We start from the raw sequence: 16538 nt of genomic DNA, 5'->3' as shown, positions 1-16538 counted from the left end.
TATCCGTTTCGTTGAGGCGCGCCCTGGGCCGCGCGCCGGCACCGTCAGGCGGCTGCGGCATCGCGCCGCGACGCGCGCTCGAATGCGTCGAGGAAAGGCCGCAGCGCGGCGCGCTTGAGCTTGAGCGCCGCCTGGTTCACGACGAGGCGCGACGAGATCTGCATGATCTCCTCGACCTCGACAAGATTGTTCGCGCGCAGCGTGCCGCCCGAGCTGACGAGGTCGACGATCGCGTCGGCAAGGCCGACGAGCGGCGCGAGTTCCATCGAACCGTAGAGCTTGATCAGGTCGACGTGCACGCCCTTCGCCGCAAAATGCTCGCGCGCGGTTTCCACGTATTTGGTCGCAACGCGCAGACGCGCGCCCTGGCGCACCGCGCTCGCGTAGTCGAAGCCGGCCTTCACCGCGACCGACATCCGGCAGCGCGCGATGTCCAGATCGATCGGCTGGTACAGGCCGCCGCCGCCGTGTTCGAGCAGCACGTCCTTGCCAGCCACGCCGAAATCGGCTGCGCCGTACTCGACATAGGTCGGCACGTCGGTCGCCCGCACGATGATCACGCGCAGGTTCGGATCCGTGGTGGGCAGGATCAGCTTGCGCGAGGTTTCCGGGTCCTCGGCGACCTGCACGCCCGCCGCGGCGAGCAGCGGCACGGTTTCCTCGAAGATGCGCCCTTTCGACAGCGCGAGCGTGAGCGGCGCGCCGGACGCGCCCGACGACGAGGTTTGCGGTATCGCGCTCATGCTGCGTTCCCCGAAATGCGGCGCACCTGCGCGCCGACCGCCGTCAGCTTCGACTCCATCCGGTCGTAGCCGCGGTCAAGATGATAGATGCGGTCGACCTGCGTCTCGCCCTGCGCGCACAGCCCGGCGATCACGAGGCTCGCGGACGCGCGCAGGTCGGTCGCCATCACCTTCGCGCCGGACAGCCGCTCCACGCCGTTCACGAGCGCCGTGTTGCCGTCGATCGTGATGTTCGCGCCAAGCCGGTTCAGCTCCTGCACGTGCATGAAGCGGTTTTCGAAGATCGTTTCGATCACCTGCGCGGAGCCCTCCGCCACCGTGTTCAGCGCCATGAACTGCGCCTGCATGTCGGTGGGGAACGCCGGATACTCGGACGTGCGCACGCTCACCGCGTGCGGGCGCCGCTGCATGCGCACGCGCATCCAGTCGTCGCCTTCCTCGACCGTCACGCCGGCTTCGCGCAGCTTCTCCGTTACCGCTTCGAGAATCAGCGGACGGATGTTGCGCAGCACGACGTCGCCGCCCGCCGCCGCGACCGCGCACAGGAACGTGCCCGCCTCGATGCGGTCCGGGATCACCGTGTGCGTCGCACCGTGCAGACGCTCGACGCCCTGCACGACCAGCCGGTCGGTGCCGATCCCTTCGATGCGCGCGCCCATCTGCACGAGCAGCGTCGCCAGATCGCCGACTTCGGGTTCGCGCGCGGCGTTCTCGATCACGGTTTCGCCGTCGGCAAGCACGGCGGCCATCAGCAGGTTTTCGGTGCCGGTGACGGTGATCATGTCGGTGACGATGCGCGCGCCCTTGAGCCGCTTCGCGCGCGCCTCGATGAAGCCGTGCTCGATCGCGATCTCGGCGCCCATCGCCTGCAGGCCCTTGATGTGCTGGTCGACCGGCCGCGCGCCGATCGCGCAGCCGCCGGGCAGCGACACCTTCGCCTCGCCGAAGCGCGCGAGCAGCGGCCCGAGCACGAGAATCGACGCGCGCATCGTCTTCACGAGTTCGTACGGGGCGACGAGGTTGCCGACCCGCGACGCGTCGAGCGCGACGCGCCCGCCGCCGGCCTCGATGCGCACGCCCATCTGTTCGAGCAGGCGGCACGTGGTGCGCACGTCCTGCAGGTCCGGCACATTGTCGAGATGGACCGGGTCGGCGCTCAGCAGGCCGGCGCACAGGATCGGCAGCGCGGCGTTCTTCGCGCCCGAAACGCGGATCTCACCGGCGAGCCGCTGACCGCCTTCAATGACGAGTTTGTCCATGCCTGTCGGTTCCTGCTCCGTGCGGCCCGGCGCTGCGGCGCCCGGGCCCGCTGTGGCGGCGCCGCTACCGGCGTCGCGCGTGTCTTGTGTAATTCGCACTGAGGTTCCAGATTACGCGTTTTGCCATTCGGCGGGCGTCAGCGTTTTCATGCTGAGCGCGTGGATTTCTTCGCGCATGCGCTCGCCGAGCGCCGCGTAGACCAGTTGATGCCGCTGGATCAGCCGCTTGCCCTCGAAGCTCGGCGAGACGATGGTCGCAAAGAAATGCTGGCCGTCGCCTTCGACCTCGAGATGCGCGCAGGCGAGTCCTGCCGCGATGTATTGCTTGACCTGTTCGGGAGTCGGCAACATGAAATTGCTCCTGCTCAGTGACGCAGTTTGTAGCCGCAGGCGAGCATGCGCATCGCCACCGCGGCCAGCACCACGAAGAAACCTGCGACGATCGCGAGGCTCACCAGCGGATCGATATCCGATGCGCCGAAAAAGCCGTAGCGAAAGCCGTCGATCATGTAAAAGAAAGGGTTGAGCCGCGACACTTCGCGCCACACGGGCGGCAGCGTATGCGTCGAATAGAACACGCCCGACAGGAACGTGAGCGGCATGATCAGGAAATTCTGGAACGCGGCAAGCTGGTCGAACTTCTCCGCCCAGATGCCGGCGATCAGCCCGAGCGTGCCGAGAATCGCCGCGCCGAGCATCGCGAACGCGACGATCTCGAACGGCGCGGCGAATCGCAGCGGCACGAACCAGACGGTCACGACGAACACGCCGCAGCCCACCGCGAGGCCGCGCACCACCGAAGCGAGCACATACGCGAAGTACATCTCATAGTGGGACAGCGGCGGCAGTAGCACGAACACCAGGTTGCCGGTGATTTTTGACTGGATCAGCGACGACGAACTGTTCGCGAACGCATTCTGCAGCACGCTCATCATCACGAGCCCCGGAATCAGGAAGCTCGTGTATTCGACCCCCGGATACACCTGCACGTGACCGCGCAATGCGTGGCCGAAGATCGTCAGGTAGAGCAGCGCGGTGATCACCGGGGCAAGCACCGTCTGGAACGCGACTTTCCAGAAACGCAGGATTTCCTTGTAAAACAGCGTGCGAAAACCGCTCATGCGAGCCCCTCGATCACTTCAGGACCGTTCATGATCTGGACGAACACGTCTTCGAGATCGGCCTTGCGCACCTCGATTTCCTCGAACGCGCAACCGGCCGTGCGGCACAGCGCGAGGATGCGCTCGACCTCGTCGTAGCTCGACAGCCGCAGCAGATGCTGGCGGCCGTTGCCGCCGCTCGCGCCGGCCTCCGCTTCGAGCGGCCGCAGTTCCGCCGGCAGCACGCCGTGCGCGAAGCGCACGAACAGCTGCGTGCCCGCGAAGCGCTGCAGCAGCGTACTCGTGCGGTCGAGCGCGACCACCTCGCCGCGACGCAGCATCGCAATGCGGTCGCACAGCGACTCGGCTTCCTCCAGATAGTGCGTGGTCAGCACGATCGTATGGCCCTCGCGGTTCAGCCGCGCGATGAATTTCCACAGCGTCTGGCGCAATTCGACGTCGACGCCGGCGGTCGGTTCGTCGAGCACGATCACCGGCGGCCGGTGCACGAGCGCCTGCGCGACCAGCACGCGGCGCTTCATGCCGCCCGAGAGCGCGCGCATGTTGACGTCGGCTTTTTCGGTCAGATCGAGGTTGGCCATCACCTCGTCGATCCACGCATCGTTGTGGCGCAGGCCGAAGTAGCCCGACTGGATGCGCAAGGTTTCGCGCACGGTGAAAAACGGATCGAACACGAGTTCCTGCGGCACGACGCCGAGCGCCCGGCGCGCCTGACGGAAGTCGGCCACGACGTCGTGGCCGCGCACCGCGACGCTGCCTTCATCGGCGCGCGCAAGACCGGCGAGGATACTGATCAGCGTCGTCTTGCCCGCGCCGTTCGGACCGAGCAGCCCGAAAAACTCGCCTTCTTCGATCGTGAGGCTCACGCCCTTGAGCGCCTGCAGATCCTTGTAGCGCTTTTTGACGTTACGAATTTCAATGGCTGGCATGACGGTGCGCCGCACGGAGAGGCGGCGCCTGATAAATGCGCAAAAAGCTGACGGGAACGGAATTGGGGCCGGTTGAAAACCCCAAAAAACGTTTGATTATAGGGCAAAGTGCGGGGCCCCGACCGGGCCGCCGCAGGAGACGGAGGGTGTCGCGCGCCGCTTGGGCCTGCCCTGCAGCCCCTATGGGCGCGTCAATGTCGGCCCGACAGCAGCGTGTCGACGCCGTACGCGCGGGCGAGACTGGCAAGGCCCGCCGGCAGGTTGACGATTTCAAGGTTCGCGCCGCGCGCGAGGGCTGCGCGCCGCCAGGCGAGCAGGACCGCGAGCGCGGACGAATCGAACTGCGCGAGCGGCGCGCAGTCGACGGCGGTGGCGCCGGCCGCGATCCGGCGCCGGCCGGCCTCGAGCGCGGCCTTCGCGCTCGCGTGAGTGAGCGACGCGCCGGTTTCGAAGCGCGTTGCCTGCGCGCCGGTGGCGGGGCTGCTCACGACTGCTTGCCCGCCGCGAGCTGTTCGTTGCGCTGCGTGAGGAACTGGATCAGCCCGTCGACGCCGTGCTGCTGGATCTGCTCGCTGAACTGTTGCTGGTAAGCCTGGATCAGCCACGCGCCGAGCACATTGATGTCATACACGCGCCAGCCTTGCGGCGTCTTGTACAGCCGATAGTCGAGCTCGACCGGCGAGCCGTTGTTCATCACGACGGAGCGCACCACGGCGTCGGTCGCGTCCGGATCCATGCGAAACGGCTTGTACTCGATCTGCTGGTTGCGCACCTGCGCGAGCGCACCCGAATACGTGCGGATCAGCAGCATCTTGAACTGCTCGGCCACTGCGCTCTGCTGCTGCGGCGTCGCGGTACGCCAGTAGCGGCCCATCGCCAGCTGGGTGGTGCGGCGGAAGTCGGTGTACGGCAGGATCTTCTGGTTGACGAGCTGCGTGATGTGGCTGATGTCGCCCTGCTGGATCGACTTGTCGCTGCGCACCGCGTCGATCACCTGCTGGGTGACGGTCTTGATCAGCACGTCCGGCGAGCTGGTGTCCACAGTTTGCGCGGATGCACCGTTAACAAACGAAATCAACGCGGCGAATGCCGCAAACAGAAAATATTTTTTCATATCGAGCCCGACAAAAAATGTTGTGCAACGCGTTGGACGGGGACAATAGCATGCGAGTTCATCCGCCATCCATGCACAAACCGACACATACGTATCGGCATGTTACTGACAGCCCGTCACGGCAGTCTCAGTGACGGGAAATTCACGCGTGGCGGCACGAACCGGTCGCCCGGAACCTCGGACGTGCCCGACGCCCCGTTCGCACTGCTCGCCGGTGTGCTCTGCGCCGCGCCGGAGGCCGGTGCCGGTGCCTGCGTCTGCGCCCCGCTCGCGGCCGTCGGCGCGGACGCGCCAGCCGGTGCCTCGGCGGACGCGCCGGGCTGGGGCGCAGCGGAAGCGGGCGAAGACGCGCCGGCCGGCGCGGCCGCCTCGCCGCCCTGCTCCGGGTTGCCGTAATTCGGCAACGGCTCGCCGTAGTCCGGCAACGCCGCGCTGCTGCTCTTGCCTTCCGACAGCAGGTACTGGCGCCGCTGCAGATAGGCATTGCGCACGAACGAATACGGGTCGAGCGCAGCGCCGGCCAGCAGATTGGTCGCACCGAGCAGGTTGGCGCGCGTATTGACGAGGTTCACGCCGTACAGCGCCCAGCTCAGTCCGTTCGGACGCACGTACGAAAGCGGATTCACGAAGTATGCGCCGAGCGAGCCGGTCGCGTCGCGCACGGTGCTCGGCCCGAAGAACGGCAGCACCAGATACGGCCCCGCCGGCACGCCATAGTGCCCGAGCGTGAGCCCCAGGTCGTTGTCGTGCTTCGGCAGCTTCGCGAGCGTCGCCACGTCGAACAGGCCGCCCACGCCGAACGTCGTGTTGATGGCGATCCGCATGATGTCCTCGACGCCATCGGTGATCTTCAGCTGCAGCAGGTTGTTCGCCGCGACGTAGAGGTCGCCGATGTTCGAGAAGAAATTGGTCACGCTTTCGCGGACCGGCTGCGGGGTAATCTTCACGTAGCCTTGCGCGACCGGCTTCAGCGCGTAGCGGTCGACCTTGTCGTTGAACGTGAAGATGGTGCGGTTCAGGCCCTCGAGCGGGTCGCCCTTCGTCGGGGTCTTGACGGTGGCACAGCCCGCCAGCGTCGCCGCGGCCGCAAGCGCCGTCACGCCAGTGCGCAGGGTCTGCATGGGGTTCTCCTTATTGGGCCGGAGCGGCCGGGGCAGCCGACGCCGGCGCGGCTGCCGGCGCCTTCGCCGCGCCCGAATCCGCCGCCTTGTTGTAGAGGAACTGGCCGATCAGGTTTTCGAGCACGATGGCCGACTGGGTCATCGTGATCGTGTCGCCGGCCTTCAGCATCTGCGTGTCGCCGCCCGGTTCGAGGCCGATGTACTGCTCGCCGAGCAGCCCCGCGGTCAGGATTTTCGCCGACGAGTCTTTCGGAAACAGGTATTGCTTGTCGATGTCGATCGTCACGACCGCCTGGTAGGTATTCGTGTCGAAGCCGATCGACGCGACCCGGCCGACGGTCACGCCCGCGCTTTTCACCGGCGCGCGCGGCTTCAGGCCGCCAATGTTGTCGAACGTGAGTTTGACCGGATAGGTGGCCTGAAACGACAACGAACTCATGTTGCCGGCCTTCAGCGCCAGAAACAGCAGCGCCGCGAAGCCCAGCACCACGAACAGGCCGACCCAGAAGTCGAGAACAGTCTTTTTCATCGTCATCCCAAAGAGAATCCGTTGCGCGACCCGGATACGTTGCCGGCATCCGCATGCCGGGAGGATCGCGCCGCGTTTAGCTGAACATCAGCGCGGTCAGCAGGAAATCGAGCCCGAGCACCGCGAGCGAGCCGTACACGACCGTCTTCGTGGTCGCGCGCGACACGCCCTCCGGCGTGGGCCGCGCCTCGTAGCCCTGGTAAAGCGCAATGAACGTCACCGCGAAGCCGAACACGATGCTCTTGACCACGCCGTTGCCGACGTCCGCCCACACGTCGACGCCGCTTTGCATCTGCGACCAGAACGCGCCCGCGTCGACGCCGATCAGCAGGACGCCGACCACGTAGCCGCCGATGATCCCCACCGCGCTGAAGATCGCCGCGAGAATCGGCATGGCGATGATGCCCGCCCACATGCGCGGCGCGATCACGACCCGGACCGGGTCGACCGCCATCATCTCCATTGCCGTAAGCTGCTCGCCGGCTTTCATCAGGCCGATTTCGGCGGTCAGCGACGTGCCGGCGCGCCCGGCGAACAGCAGCGCGGTCACGACCGGGCCGAGTTCGCGCACGAGCGACAACGCGACGAGCAGCCCGAGCGCCTGCTCGGAGCCGTAGCGGTTCAGCGTGTTATAGCCCTGCAGACCGAGCACGAAGCCGACGAACAGCCCGGACACCGCGATGATCACGAGCGAATAATTGCCGACGAAGTGAATCTGCTTCGTGACAAGGCGCGGCCGGCGCAGCAGCGGGAAGAATTCGAGCACGAGGCGCACGAACAGCCGCGTCGCATAGCCCGCCGTCTGGAGTCCGCCGATCACCGAGCGGCCGATCATGCTGATCACACCCGTCATGCGTGGCCTCCGCCGACACCGAAATCCGCCGCAAGCGGCGTGCTGCCCGGATAGTGGAACCGGAACGGACCGTCCGGCGCGCCGTCGATGAACTGCCGCACGGTCGGATCGGTCGAGGCGCGCAGCTCATCCGGGGTGCCTTCGGCGTGCACGCCGCCGTTGGCGAGAAAATAGACGTAATCGGCAATCGCGAACGACTCCGGCACGTCGTGCGTCACGAGGATCGACGTCGCACCGAGCGCCTGGTTCAGCGTGCGGATCAGGTTCGCGGTGATGCCGAGCGAAATCGGGTCGAGGCCGGCAAACGGCTCGTCGTACATCATCAGCTCGGGATCGAGCGCAATGGCGCGCGCGAGCGCGACGCGCCGCGCCATGCCGCCGGAGATCTCCGACGGCGCGAGATCGCGCGCGCCGCGCAGTCCGACCGCGTTGAGCTTCATCAGCACGAGGTCGCGAATCAGCTCGTCGGGCAGGTCCGTGTGTTCGCGCAGCGCGAATGCGACGTTGTCGAACACCGACATGTCGGTAAACAGCGCGCCGAACTGGAACAGCATGCCCATCCGGCGGCGCAGCGCATAGAGGCCGTCGCGCGTCTGCGCGCCGAGGTCCTCGCCGTGAAACAGCACCTGGCCGCGGCTCGCGCGCACGAGGCCGCCGACCAGCCGCAGCACCGTGGTCTTGCCGCAGCCCGAACCGCCCATGACCGCCACCACCTGGCCCCGCTTGAAGCGCAGGTTCAGACGGCTGAGGACGAGCCGCTCGCCGTAGCCGAAGTCGACGTCGCGAAGCTCAAGCAGGGTCTCGGGGGCAGTGGGCACGAAGCTGACGATCCTTTTACACAGAAGGCCGAATTATAGGGCCATCGTGTGAATGATGCCGTCACGCGTCCCTGTCCCGGAAACAGGGACCCGCAGATTATGGCGTAAACCCCTGTTGCAATGCAGAAAGGCGCTTCGCGAGGTCGTCCGCCTCCGTGACCGCGCGCACCACCGCCGCGCTGCCGACGCCGGTGGCGAGCACCTGCGGCAGCACCTGCATGTCGATGCCGCCGATCGCGACGAGCGGCACGACGCCTTCGAGCAGCCGCACGTAGCGCGCGAGCCGCGCGAGGCCCTGGGGCTCGGTCGGCACGACCTTGACGCTGGTCGGGAAAATGGCGCCGGATGCGATGTAGCTCGGCCGGAAATGGAGCGCGAGCAGCATTTCGTAGTAACCGTGCGTCGACAGGCCGAGCCGCACGCCGGCCGCCGCGAGCGCGGCGAGATCGGCCTGCGGCAGATCCTCCTGGCCGAGGTGGACGCCATACGCGCCTGCGTCGAGCGCAAGCTGCCAGTGATCATTGATGAAGACGCGCGCATCGTGGCGGCGCCCGGCGGCGACGGCGCGTGCAATTTCCTCGCCGAGCAGGCGAGTGTCGGTGCTTTTGCAGCGCAGCTGCACTGTCTTTACGCCGTGTTCGAGCACTCGCTCTACCCACTGCGCATCGGGCAGCACCGGATAGAGCCCGAGGCGCGCCGGGCACTCGGGGAACGGCTGCACGGGCGCCGCCGGCAGGCCGGCGACGCGCGGAAAACGCGCCAGATCGCACGGCCACGCGTCGGCTGCGCGGCGTTCGTCGCCGTCGCGCCAGGCAAGCGCCAGCACGAGCGCGTCGTGCGGCGCGAAGCCGCAATCGAGAAACGCCGCGAGCGCGGCGATCCAGTCTTCCGCCAGCGAGCCTTCGAGCCGGTAGCGCTCGCCGCCCAGATGCAGCGTGGCGCGGCCGTCGGCGGCTTCGATGACGCCCGCGCCGCGGATCTGCCAGCGCGCCAGTTGCTCGCGGTGCGGCTGCAGATCGGCGAGCACGATCAGGTCGCCGCCATTCGGCTCGTCCGGGGCGGTCAGACAGATGCGCCAAGGCGCGTGGCGCGCCGGCCAGTCGCCGAGGCGCGCGCGGATGCGCTCGGCGGCTTCCGTCAATTCGTCGGCGGGGGGCCAGAACGGCTCGCGGCCGGATCCGGGCGGCGGCGCGCTCATGCGGCGCCTCCGTCGTGGTGCCAGAACGGCATGCCGACCACCGGCGTGCTGGCGTGCGCGGTATCGCGCTCGGCCATCGGCCCGGCGAGCCAGGCGCTGCGGCCGGCCTCGACGCCGAGCGCGAACGCGCGCGCCATCGCATCCGGGTGCGTCGCCTGCGACACCGCCGTGTTCAGCAGCACGCCGTCGAAACCCCACTCCATCACTTGCGCAGCGTGCGACGGCAAGCCGAGCCCCGCGTCGACGATCAGCGGCACATCCGGCAGACGCTCGCGCAGCACCCGCAGACCGTACGGATTGATCACGCCCTTGCCGGTGCCGATCGGCGCGCCCCACGGCATCAATGCCTCGCAGCCTGCATCGAGCAAACGGCGACCGATCACCAGATCCTCCGTGCAATACGGCAGTACCTTGAAGCCATCCTTCACGAGCCGCCCGGCCGCCTCGATCAGGCCGACCGGATCGGGCTGCAGCGTGTAGTCGTCGCCGATCAGTTCGAGCTTGATCCAGTCGGTCTCGAACACTTCGCGCGCCATGTGCGCGGTGGTCACCGCTTCGGCGATGCTCTGGCAGCCCGCCGTGTTCGGCAGCAGCGGCACATTGTGGCGCTTGAGCAGATCGAAGAAGCCGGCTTCCGCACCGCCTTCGTTCATCTGCCTGCGCAGTGCGACGGTAAGCATGCCGGGCCCGGCGGCGGCGATCGAATCCGCCAGCGACTGCAGCGAAGGGTAGCGCGACGTGCCGAGCAGCACGCGGCTCGCGAAGGTCTGGCCGTACAGCGTGAGCGCGTCGGCAGGGGGAGAGGCGGTCATCGGGAAATCCTTGGATCGGGGACGGAGCGCGGCGAAGCAGGCAGTGCGTCAGCCGCCGGCCACCGGGTGCACGACGTCGAGCTGGTCGCCGGTCTGGAGCGCGCGCGCCGCATGCTGCGCACGCGCGACGAAGTCGCCGTTCAGCGCCACCGCAAACGGCGGACGCGCGCCGAACGCGGCGAGCGCATCGGCCACAGTCGCGCCCTCGGGCAGCGACACCGGTTTCTGGTTGATTCGAATGTCCATGGTCGTCAGTACGTTTCAGTCGGCCGGGCGCTGCGCATTCGCGGCATTCGCGATATCCGCGGCAGCGGCGCCGGCATTGGGGGCCAAGGTCATGCCGGCAAGCCGGCACACGCCGGCGCATCGCGCCCGGCGAAGCGGAACAGTTCGCTCCAGCGGGCATCGTGCTGCCAGCGGGCGAACGCGTCGGCATCGGCGACGCGGCCGTCGAGCAGCGCCTCGGCAAAACGCGCCGCTTCGTCGGCGACTTCCGGCGCGATCATGTAGCCGTGCCGGTACAGGCCGTTCACGCGCAGCGTATGCGCGCCATCCCAGACCAGCGCCGGACGGTGATCCGGCAGGGTCGGGCGGCATTGCGAGTTCAGTTCCAGTATGCGCGCCTCGCCAAAACCGGGGTGCACCGAAAACGCCGCGCTCAGCAGTTCAAGCGCCGAGCGCACGGTGACGGGCGACATGTCCTCGCCTTCGACCTCGGTCGCGCCGATCACATACAGATCGTCCTGTTTCGGCGCGATATAGAGCGGGTAACGCGGATGCAGCAGCCGCACCGGACGCGTGAGCCCGATGCCCGGCGCCTGCACGCGCGCCACCTCGCCGCGAATACCGCGCAACGTGGGCAACACCGCCTTTGCGCCGAGACCGCGGCAGTCGATGGTCACGCGGGCGCGCGGCAGCGCCTGGTCGTCCACCGGCGTGTTCCAGTGCGTCGCGACGCCCCGCTCGGCGAGGCCGGCGGCGAGCGCCGCGAGCACCTGGCGGTTATCGAGCTGCCCTTCGTGCGGCAGCAGCCAGCCCTGCGCGAAGCGGCCCGTGAGCGCGGGCTCGGCGGCGCCGAGCTGCGCGCCCGTCAACGGAACGAATCCGCCGTCCAGCAGTTCGGCCGGCGCGTTGGCCCGCACGCGGCGCTCGAACAGCGGCGCCTCGGTGCGGTCCGCATGGTGCCAGACGACCAGCGTGCCGTTGCGTTGAAAGAACACCGGTTCGGGCAGCTCGGCGAGCATGCGCGGCCATGTGTCGAGCGAGGCGGCGCCAAGACGCGTCAGCAGCAATTCGGCGCTGGCGGCTTCGGCCAGCGGCGCGAGCATCGCGGCGGCAATCCATGCCGCCGACTGCGAGCCGGCCGCGTCGCCGCGCTCGTAAAGCGCGACGCGATGGCCCGCGCCGGCCAGCCGCCAAGCGACCAGCCGTCCGCACAGGCCGCCGCCGAGGACGGCGAAATCGGGCTGGGCGAGCGCGTTCATCGGCGCACCGCCTGCACGGCCGCGTGAGGACAGGCGAGGCCGCCGGAGCGCCGGCGCATCGCACAACAATACACTGAGGAATAAGCGGTCATCGTATCCTTTCCGTACGGCACAAATGCACGTACCCAAGGACGAAACCGGCGGGCGAGACCAGCCGGAAACAGCATGCCGCGCATGGTATGGCGCACACGCCGCCGGCGGAGCAGCGGAAGAGGAGATAGCCGACTTCCTGAAACTTCCCGCGCCGGTATTACCCGGATCGGGTGCAAAGGGTCTCTCTCAGCCTCGCCGCGACGTGCAACCCGCAGGCAAAGCACCCCTGTTTCGTCAATGAGCGATTAGACCACAAAAGACGCGGCGCCCGCAAACCGGGGCGCCCCGCATTGCGCCGCGTTGGCCGACGCGCGACAACGCGGGCGCCTCTGGCACAATGCACGCATCCCCGCGCACGGCCACGCCCGCGCCGGCCCCGGCTGCCGGTGCGGCCGCCGGCGCTGCGGCAGCCGTCCCGCGTTTAAGTCCGGATTAAGCCGCTGCACGGACAATCGCAGCCCGAAGCGTCGTCCGGCTGCGCCGTCCGGGCGCAGACCGCCGTGCATCGAGACCCCCGTTGACGCAGCGGATCCTCGCACGCGCCGAACGTTAGAAAGGACATCTGACATCTATGAGCAGAACATCGAGCAATCCGTCGGACATCACCGCGTGGGGGCTGATCAAGCCGTACTGGGTGTCCGACGACAAGTGGAAAGCGTGGGGGCTGCTCGCGCTCGTGGTCGCGATGAACATGACGATGGTCGCGGCCAACGTCTGGTTCAACAACTGGCAGCGCACGTTCTTCGACGCGATCCAGCAGTACGACTATCCGGTCTTCAAGCATTCGCTGCTGCAGTTCACGATCATCGCGCTCGCGCTGATCCTGCTCGGCTCGTACCGCACGTACTTCCGGCAGATGCTCGAATTCCGCTGGCGCCAGTGGCTCACCGAGCGCTATCTGCACGACTGGCTGGGCGACCGCACGTTCTACCGGATCGAGCGCGACTCGCTCGCCGACAACCCGGACCAGCGGGTCTCCGTCGATCTGCAGGATCTCGCGAGCACGACGCTCGCGCTGTCGCTCGGATTGCTGTCGACCACGGTCACGCTGTTCTCGTTCATCGTGATCCTGTGGAACCTGTCCGGCGCGCTGTCGTTCCACCTGTTCGGCACCGCCGTCACGGTGCCGGGCTACATGGTGTGGGTCGCGCTGATCTATGCGGCGGCCGGCTCGTGGATCACGCACAAGGTCAACCATCCGCTGGTGTCGATCAACTATCAGCAACAGCGCGTCGAGGCGGACTTCCGTTTCTCGCTGATCCGCATTCGCGAGAACGCCGACCAGATCGCGCTGTACCAGGGCGAGCGCTCGGAAGAAAAAGGCCTGAACGGCGTGTTCGGCCACATCCGCGAAAACTGGCGCCTCATCATGCGCTTCACGCGGCGTTTCAACATTGTCGTGATCAGCTATTCGCAGCTGGCGATCGTGTTCCCGTACATCGCGGCCGCGCCGAAATATTTCTCGAAGGCGATCTCGTTCGGCGTCTATCAGCAGGTCACCGGCGCATTCGGCACCGTCAGCGATTCGTTCTCCTGGTTCATCAACAATTACGGGACGCTCGCCGCCTGGCGCGCAACCGTCAACCGTCTGCGCGAATTCCATCGCGTGATGAGCGCGCAGCATCTGCGCGAGTCGGTCGCCGAAGGCACCGCGCACGGCGGCATCAACGTGCACCTGACCGACACCGATTCGCTCGACGTCCGCGACCTCGTGCTGATGCGTCCGAACGGCGAGCCGATGGCCAACGTCGGTTCGCTGCGCATCGCGCCGAAATCGCACTGGCTCGTGCGCGGGCCGTCAGGTGTCGGCAAGAGCACGCTGATGCGCACGCTCGCGGGCCTCTGGCCGTTCGGCGAAGGCACGATCGAGATGCCCGCCGGCGCGAAGCTGCTGTTCGTGCCGCAGCGCAGCTATCTGCCGATCGGCACGCTGAAGGCCGCCCTGTGCTACCCGTCCGACGCCGCGAGCTTCTCCGACGACGCGTGTCGCGAAGTGCTGGCGCTGTGCCGCCTCTCGGAGTTCGCCGACCGTCTGGGCGAAGCCGCGCACTGGGAACGCTCGCTGTCGCCCGGCGAACAGCAGCGTCTCGCGGCGGCGCGCGCGCTGCTGCAAAAGCCCGACTTCCTGTTCCTCGACGAAGCGACGAGCGCGCTCGACCCCGAGAACGAGAGCGTCGTCTACCATGCGCTGATCGAGCATCTGCCCAACACCGCGATCGTCAGTGTGGCGCACCGCAAGTCGCTCGAAGCGTTCCACGAGCAGACGCTGTTCATCGAACGCGCAATCGAGCGCGCCGCCGCATGAGCGACGCGGCAAGCAGGCGCGTCGTGCTGGTGACCGGCGCCGGGGCCGGCATCGGCGCAGCGCTCGCGCGGCGTCTCGCCGCACCGGGAACCGCGCTGATGCTGCACGCGCGCGGCGCCGAGGAAAGCGCCTGCGCGCGCCTCGCAGCCGTCGCCGCCGACTGCGCCGCACGGGGCGCCGACTGCGCCACGCTGACCGCCGACCTCGCCGAACCCGGCGCGCCCGCGTTCCTCGTGAGCGAGACCCTCGCGCATTACGGCGCGCTCGACCAGCTGGTCGCCAATGCGGGCTTCGCGCAACGCAGCGCGCTCGGCGCGCTCGACGCCGACGCGCTCAACGAAGCATTCGCCGCAATGCCCGCCGCGTTCGCCGCGCTTGCGCGCCACGCGGCCCCCGCGCTGTCGACCTCGGCGCGCGGCCGCATCGTTGCGCTCAGTTCGTTCGTCGCGCATCGCTACCGGGCCGACACGCCGTTCGCCGCCACCGCCGCGGCCAAGGCCGCGCTCGAATCGCTGATGAAGACCGCGGCCGCCGAGCTGGCGCCGCAGCGCGTCACCGTGAACTGCGTCGCGCCGGGCTATACGCGCAAGGACCACGGCCCGCGGCCCGAAAACGCCGCGGCATGGCAGCACGCCGCCGAACGCACGCCGCTCGGCCGCATCGCCGAACCGGATGACGTCGCCGCGCTGATCGCGTTCCTGCTGTCCGACGAAGCACGCCATATCACCGGCCAGGTGATCCACGTCGACGGCGGCCTCACGCTCGGCTGAGTCTGTCCGCGCGTCATGTCTGTTCGCGCGTCACGCGCGCCCCGATGTGCGCCGCGCGCGGCAACTTCCCGAAATTTCCGGCAATACCTCGAAAGCAGTCGCGAAGCCTTCGGGCTGTTCGCCGCTTTGAACGCACGCATCCCGCGCGACGATTGACATGCGGTGCGGCGACGGTCGCGTCCGCGAGCCCTTCATCGTTACCGGACTTCCCGCCATGTCATACGATCCACGCCTTCCCTCCCTGACCCAGCGCTTCGCGCGGACGAGCCGCGCGCTGCTGAACGCCTGCGCGACACCCGCGCTCGTCGCCGGCGCGGCGGCGCTGCTGCTGTCGGCGGGCGTCGAGGCCGCGCCGCGCGCGCCCTCGGCCGGGCCCGCGAACGTCTGCCCCGCGCTCACGCATATCGTCGATGCGACAAGCTTCACGCAACTGCGCGACGAGCCCGCCGCGCTGCCGCCCGGCGTCGCGCGCGCGGACGACTGCCGCGCGAGCGCGCATGCATACGACTGCCACTGGCAGGCGCACTGGGGCCCCGACGGTGTCGTCAACGATCCGCTCGAAGAGCTTGGCGCCGACATCGCCGCATGCTTCTCGAAGGACGTGCACGATCTGAATACGCCGACGCGCCAGCACTTCGTCGTGACGACCGCAGATGCGCGCCGCGTCAGCGTGACGGCCAGCGTGGTCGGCACGCACGAGTTGCGCCTGCTCGTGACGCGCTAAGCCGCGCATTCCGTGCGCGCTTCGCACCCCGATGCCCCCGCCCCGCACCGCACCGTCGCACGCGCCCGCCGCGCGCGTGCGCTCGCGCGCACGCTCGCCGTCGCGGCCACGCTGGGCGGCAGCCTGAGCGGCTGCGCGTGGACGCTGATCACCGCGGCGGACGCGACCGGCTCGGTGATCCAGGCCGGCTATGCGATCGCATCGAACTACCCGTCGCCGACCTTCGTCAACGGGCAGCCGGCGATCGTCCGCTCGGTCTGCATCGAGCTGAACCCGACGGTGTCGGTCGGCGATTTCGTGCCGGCGCTGCAGTTCGCCCTGCATCGGCGCGGCGTGAACTCCGACGTCTACAATCCCGGCACCGCGCCGGCGAGTTGCGAGGCGACGCTCGTCTACAACGCGTCGGTCGACTATGGCCAGCGCGAATTCAGCACGACCCCGCAGCAGTATCTGTCGGTCATCGACCTGACGCTGATCGAGCAGGACCACATTGTCGTCAGCGCGCGCTATCAGACCGGCGCGCTCGGCATTGACCGCTTCACCAACGCGTCCGTCAAGCTCGAACGGATGATCGCGAGGATGGTGGTGGACCGCACGACGCTGCGCCCGCCCGCTTTCGAGACCTCGCAGATCGACTGACGGCGCGACGCGCACGCCGCTTGCCG

Annotated in this window: 19 protein-coding genes and 1 riboswitch; of the genes, 4 read left to right on the top strand and 15 right to left on the bottom strand. The window is 68.1% G+C overall.

All coding sequences use genetic code 11. The annotated features are described in order from the left end of the window. Positions 1-44 precede the first annotated feature (44 nt). From hisG to AC3AP7_RS00460, 15 genes are all read right to left on the bottom strand, one after another. A complete protein-coding gene (hisG, locus tag AC3AP7_RS00530; protein WP_475766668.1) occupies positions 45-743 on the bottom strand; it encodes an ATP phosphoribosyltransferase in 699 nt (232 codons plus the stop codon). Next, a complete protein-coding gene (murA, locus tag AC3AP7_RS00525) occupies positions 740-2002 on the bottom strand; it encodes a UDP-N-acetylglucosamine 1-carboxyvinyltransferase (RefSeq protein WP_475766670.1) in 1263 nt (420 codons plus the stop codon). The genes hisG and murA overlap by 4 nt, the downstream gene beginning before the upstream one ends. Positions 2003-2113: 111 nt before the next feature. Further along, positions 2114-2353, bottom strand: coding sequence for a BolA family protein (locus AC3AP7_RS00520; RefSeq protein WP_475766672.1), 240 nt, complete (start codon positions 2351-2353; stop codon positions 2114-2116). A 14-nt stretch (positions 2354-2367) separates the two neighbouring features. Beyond that, a complete protein-coding gene (locus AC3AP7_RS00515; protein ID WP_475766674.1) occupies positions 2368-3123 on the bottom strand; it encodes an ABC transporter permease in 756 nt (251 codons plus the stop codon). Further along, positions 3120-4052: an ABC transporter ATP-binding protein gene (locus tag AC3AP7_RS00510; protein ID WP_475766677.1), complete on the bottom strand. Its 933-nt coding sequence runs from the start codon at positions 4050-4052 to the stop codon at positions 3120-3122. The genes AC3AP7_RS00515 and AC3AP7_RS00510 overlap by 4 nt, the downstream gene beginning before the upstream one ends. A gap of 191 nt (positions 4053-4243) precedes the next feature. Continuing rightward, positions 4244-4540 carry an STAS domain-containing protein gene (locus AC3AP7_RS00505; protein WP_475766680.1) on the bottom strand — a complete coding sequence of 99 codons (297 nt, stop codon included), beginning with the start codon at positions 4538-4540 and terminating at the stop codon, positions 4244-4246. After that, positions 4537-5166, bottom strand: a complete 630-nt coding sequence (locus AC3AP7_RS00500) for an MlaC/ttg2D family ABC transporter substrate-binding protein (protein WP_475766682.1) — start codon at positions 5164-5166, stop codon at positions 4537-4539. Before AC3AP7_RS00500 ends, AC3AP7_RS00505 begins: the two co-directional genes overlap by 4 nt. Before the next feature lie 116 nt (positions 5167-5282). Continuing rightward, positions 5283-6287: an MlaA family lipoprotein gene (locus tag AC3AP7_RS00495; RefSeq protein ID WP_475766684.1), complete on the bottom strand. Its 1005-nt coding sequence runs from the start codon at positions 6285-6287 to the stop codon at positions 5283-5285. A gap of 10 nt (positions 6288-6297) precedes the next feature. Continuing rightward, positions 6298-6822: an outer membrane lipid asymmetry maintenance protein MlaD gene (gene mlaD, locus AC3AP7_RS00490; protein WP_475766686.1), complete on the bottom strand. Its 525-nt coding sequence runs from the start codon at positions 6820-6822 to the stop codon at positions 6298-6300. 70 nt (positions 6823-6892) lie between these two features. Then, positions 6893-7660, bottom strand: a complete 768-nt coding sequence (mlaE, locus tag AC3AP7_RS00485) for a lipid asymmetry maintenance ABC transporter permease subunit MlaE (RefSeq protein WP_475767860.1) — start codon at positions 7658-7660, stop codon at positions 6893-6895. Between the two features lie 5 nt (positions 7661-7665). Then, entirely contained in the window at positions 7666-8487 is an 822-nt protein-coding gene (locus tag AC3AP7_RS00480; RefSeq protein WP_475766688.1) for an ABC transporter ATP-binding protein, read from the bottom strand. Positions 8488-8584: 97 nt separating this feature from the next. Next, the gene (gene thiE / locus AC3AP7_RS00475; RefSeq protein ID WP_475766690.1) at positions 8585-9685 is read right to left on the bottom strand and encodes a thiamine phosphate synthase; all 1101 of its coding nucleotides are present in this window, start codon (positions 9683-9685) and stop codon (positions 8585-8587) included. Continuing rightward, positions 9682-10497 carry a thiazole synthase gene (locus AC3AP7_RS00470; RefSeq protein ID WP_475766692.1) on the bottom strand — a complete coding sequence of 272 codons (816 nt, stop codon included), beginning with the start codon at positions 10495-10497 and terminating at the stop codon, positions 9682-9684. Before AC3AP7_RS00470 ends, thiE begins: the two co-directional genes overlap by 4 nt. 48 nt (positions 10498-10545) lie before the next feature. Beyond that, positions 10546-10743 carry a sulfur carrier protein ThiS gene (gene thiS / locus AC3AP7_RS00465; RefSeq protein WP_475766694.1) on the bottom strand — a complete coding sequence of 66 codons (198 nt, stop codon included), beginning with the start codon at positions 10741-10743 and terminating at the stop codon, positions 10546-10548. Positions 10744-10832: 89 nt separating this feature from the next. Continuing rightward, the gene (locus AC3AP7_RS00460; protein WP_475766696.1) at positions 10833-11981 is read right to left on the bottom strand and encodes an FAD-dependent oxidoreductase; all 1149 of its coding nucleotides are present in this window, start codon (positions 11979-11981) and stop codon (positions 10833-10835) included. A 219-nt stretch (positions 11982-12200) separates the two neighbouring features. Beyond that, a riboswitch (TPP riboswitch) is annotated at positions 12201-12312 on the bottom strand. Between the two features lie 333 nt (positions 12313-12645). Between AC3AP7_RS00460 and AC3AP7_RS00455 the strand changes: the two genes are divergently transcribed. From AC3AP7_RS00455 to AC3AP7_RS00440, 4 genes are all read left to right on the top strand, one after another. After that, a complete protein-coding gene (locus AC3AP7_RS00455) occupies positions 12646-14379 on the top strand; it encodes an ABC transporter ATP-binding protein/permease (RefSeq protein ID WP_475766698.1) in 1734 nt (577 codons plus the stop codon). Next, the gene (locus tag AC3AP7_RS00450) at positions 14376-15149 is read left to right on the top strand and encodes an SDR family NAD(P)-dependent oxidoreductase (RefSeq protein ID WP_475766700.1); all 774 of its coding nucleotides are present in this window, start codon (positions 14376-14378) and stop codon (positions 15147-15149) included. The genes AC3AP7_RS00455 and AC3AP7_RS00450 overlap by 4 nt, the downstream gene beginning before the upstream one ends. A gap of 214 nt (positions 15150-15363) precedes the next feature. Next, positions 15364-15873 carry a hypothetical protein gene (locus AC3AP7_RS00445; protein ID WP_475766702.1) on the top strand — a complete coding sequence of 170 codons (510 nt, stop codon included), beginning with the start codon at positions 15364-15366 and terminating at the stop codon, positions 15871-15873. A 111-nt stretch (positions 15874-15984) separates the two neighbouring features. Further along, complete coding sequence (locus AC3AP7_RS00440; protein ID WP_475767862.1) at positions 15985-16512, top strand: hypothetical protein; 528 nt, start codon at positions 15985-15987, stop codon at positions 16510-16512. The last annotated feature ends 26 nt before the right edge of the window (positions 16513-16538 follow it).

It is taken from the genome of Paraburkholderia sp. PAMB 6770, assembly GCF_057748135.1.
This window is presented reverse-complemented; position numbering and strand designations above follow the sequence as displayed.

What these genes read in the sequence shown, in the direction of transcription:
- AC3AP7_RS00500 (WP_475766682.1), bottom strand. Translation starts at nt 5,166, where the DNA reads ATGAAAAAATATTTTCTGTTTGCGGCATTCGCCGCGTTGATTTCGTTT.
- thiE (WP_475766690.1), bottom strand. Translation starts at nt 9,685, where the DNA reads ATGAGCGCGCCGCCGCCCGGATCCGGCCGCGAGCCGTTCTGGCCCCCC.
- AC3AP7_RS00515 (WP_475766674.1), bottom strand. Translation starts at nt 3,123, where the DNA reads ATGAGCGGTTTTCGCACGCTGTTTTACAAGGAAATCCTGCGTTTCTGG.
- AC3AP7_RS00520 (WP_475766672.1), bottom strand. Translation starts at nt 2,353, where the DNA reads ATGTTGCCGACTCCCGAACAGGTCAAGCAATACATCGCGGCAGGACTC.
- AC3AP7_RS00445 (WP_475766702.1), top strand. Translation starts at nt 15,364, where the DNA reads ATGTCATACGATCCACGCCTTCCCTCCCTGACCCAGCGCTTCGCGCGG.
- AC3AP7_RS00460 (WP_475766696.1), bottom strand. Translation starts at nt 11,981, where the DNA reads ATGAACGCGCTCGCCCAGCCCGATTTCGCCGTCCTCGGCGGCGGCCTG.
- thiS (WP_475766694.1), bottom strand. Translation starts at nt 10,743, where the DNA reads ATGGACATTCGAATCAACCAGAAACCGGTGTCGCTGCCCGAGGGCGCG.
- AC3AP7_RS00495 (WP_475766684.1), bottom strand. Translation starts at nt 6,287, where the DNA reads ATGCAGACCCTGCGCACTGGCGTGACGGCGCTTGCGGCCGCGGCGACG.
- hisG (WP_475766668.1), bottom strand. Translation starts at nt 743, where the DNA reads ATGAGCGCGATACCGCAAACCTCGTCGTCGGGCGCGTCCGGCGCGCCG.
- murA (WP_475766670.1), bottom strand. Translation starts at nt 2,002, where the DNA reads ATGGACAAACTCGTCATTGAAGGCGGTCAGCGGCTCGCCGGTGAGATC.
- mlaD (WP_475766686.1), bottom strand. Translation starts at nt 6,822, where the DNA reads ATGACGATGAAAAAGACTGTTCTCGACTTCTGGGTCGGCCTGTTCGTG.
- AC3AP7_RS00470 (WP_475766692.1), bottom strand. Translation starts at nt 10,497, where the DNA reads ATGACCGCCTCTCCCCCTGCCGACGCGCTCACGCTGTACGGCCAGACC.
- AC3AP7_RS00455 (WP_475766698.1), top strand. Translation starts at nt 12,646, where the DNA reads ATGAGCAGAACATCGAGCAATCCGTCGGACATCACCGCGTGGGGGCTG.
- AC3AP7_RS00510 (WP_475766677.1), bottom strand. Translation starts at nt 4,052, where the DNA reads ATGCCAGCCATTGAAATTCGTAACGTCAAAAAGCGCTACAAGGATCTG.
- AC3AP7_RS00450 (WP_475766700.1), top strand. Translation starts at nt 14,376, where the DNA reads ATGAGCGACGCGGCAAGCAGGCGCGTCGTGCTGGTGACCGGCGCCGGG.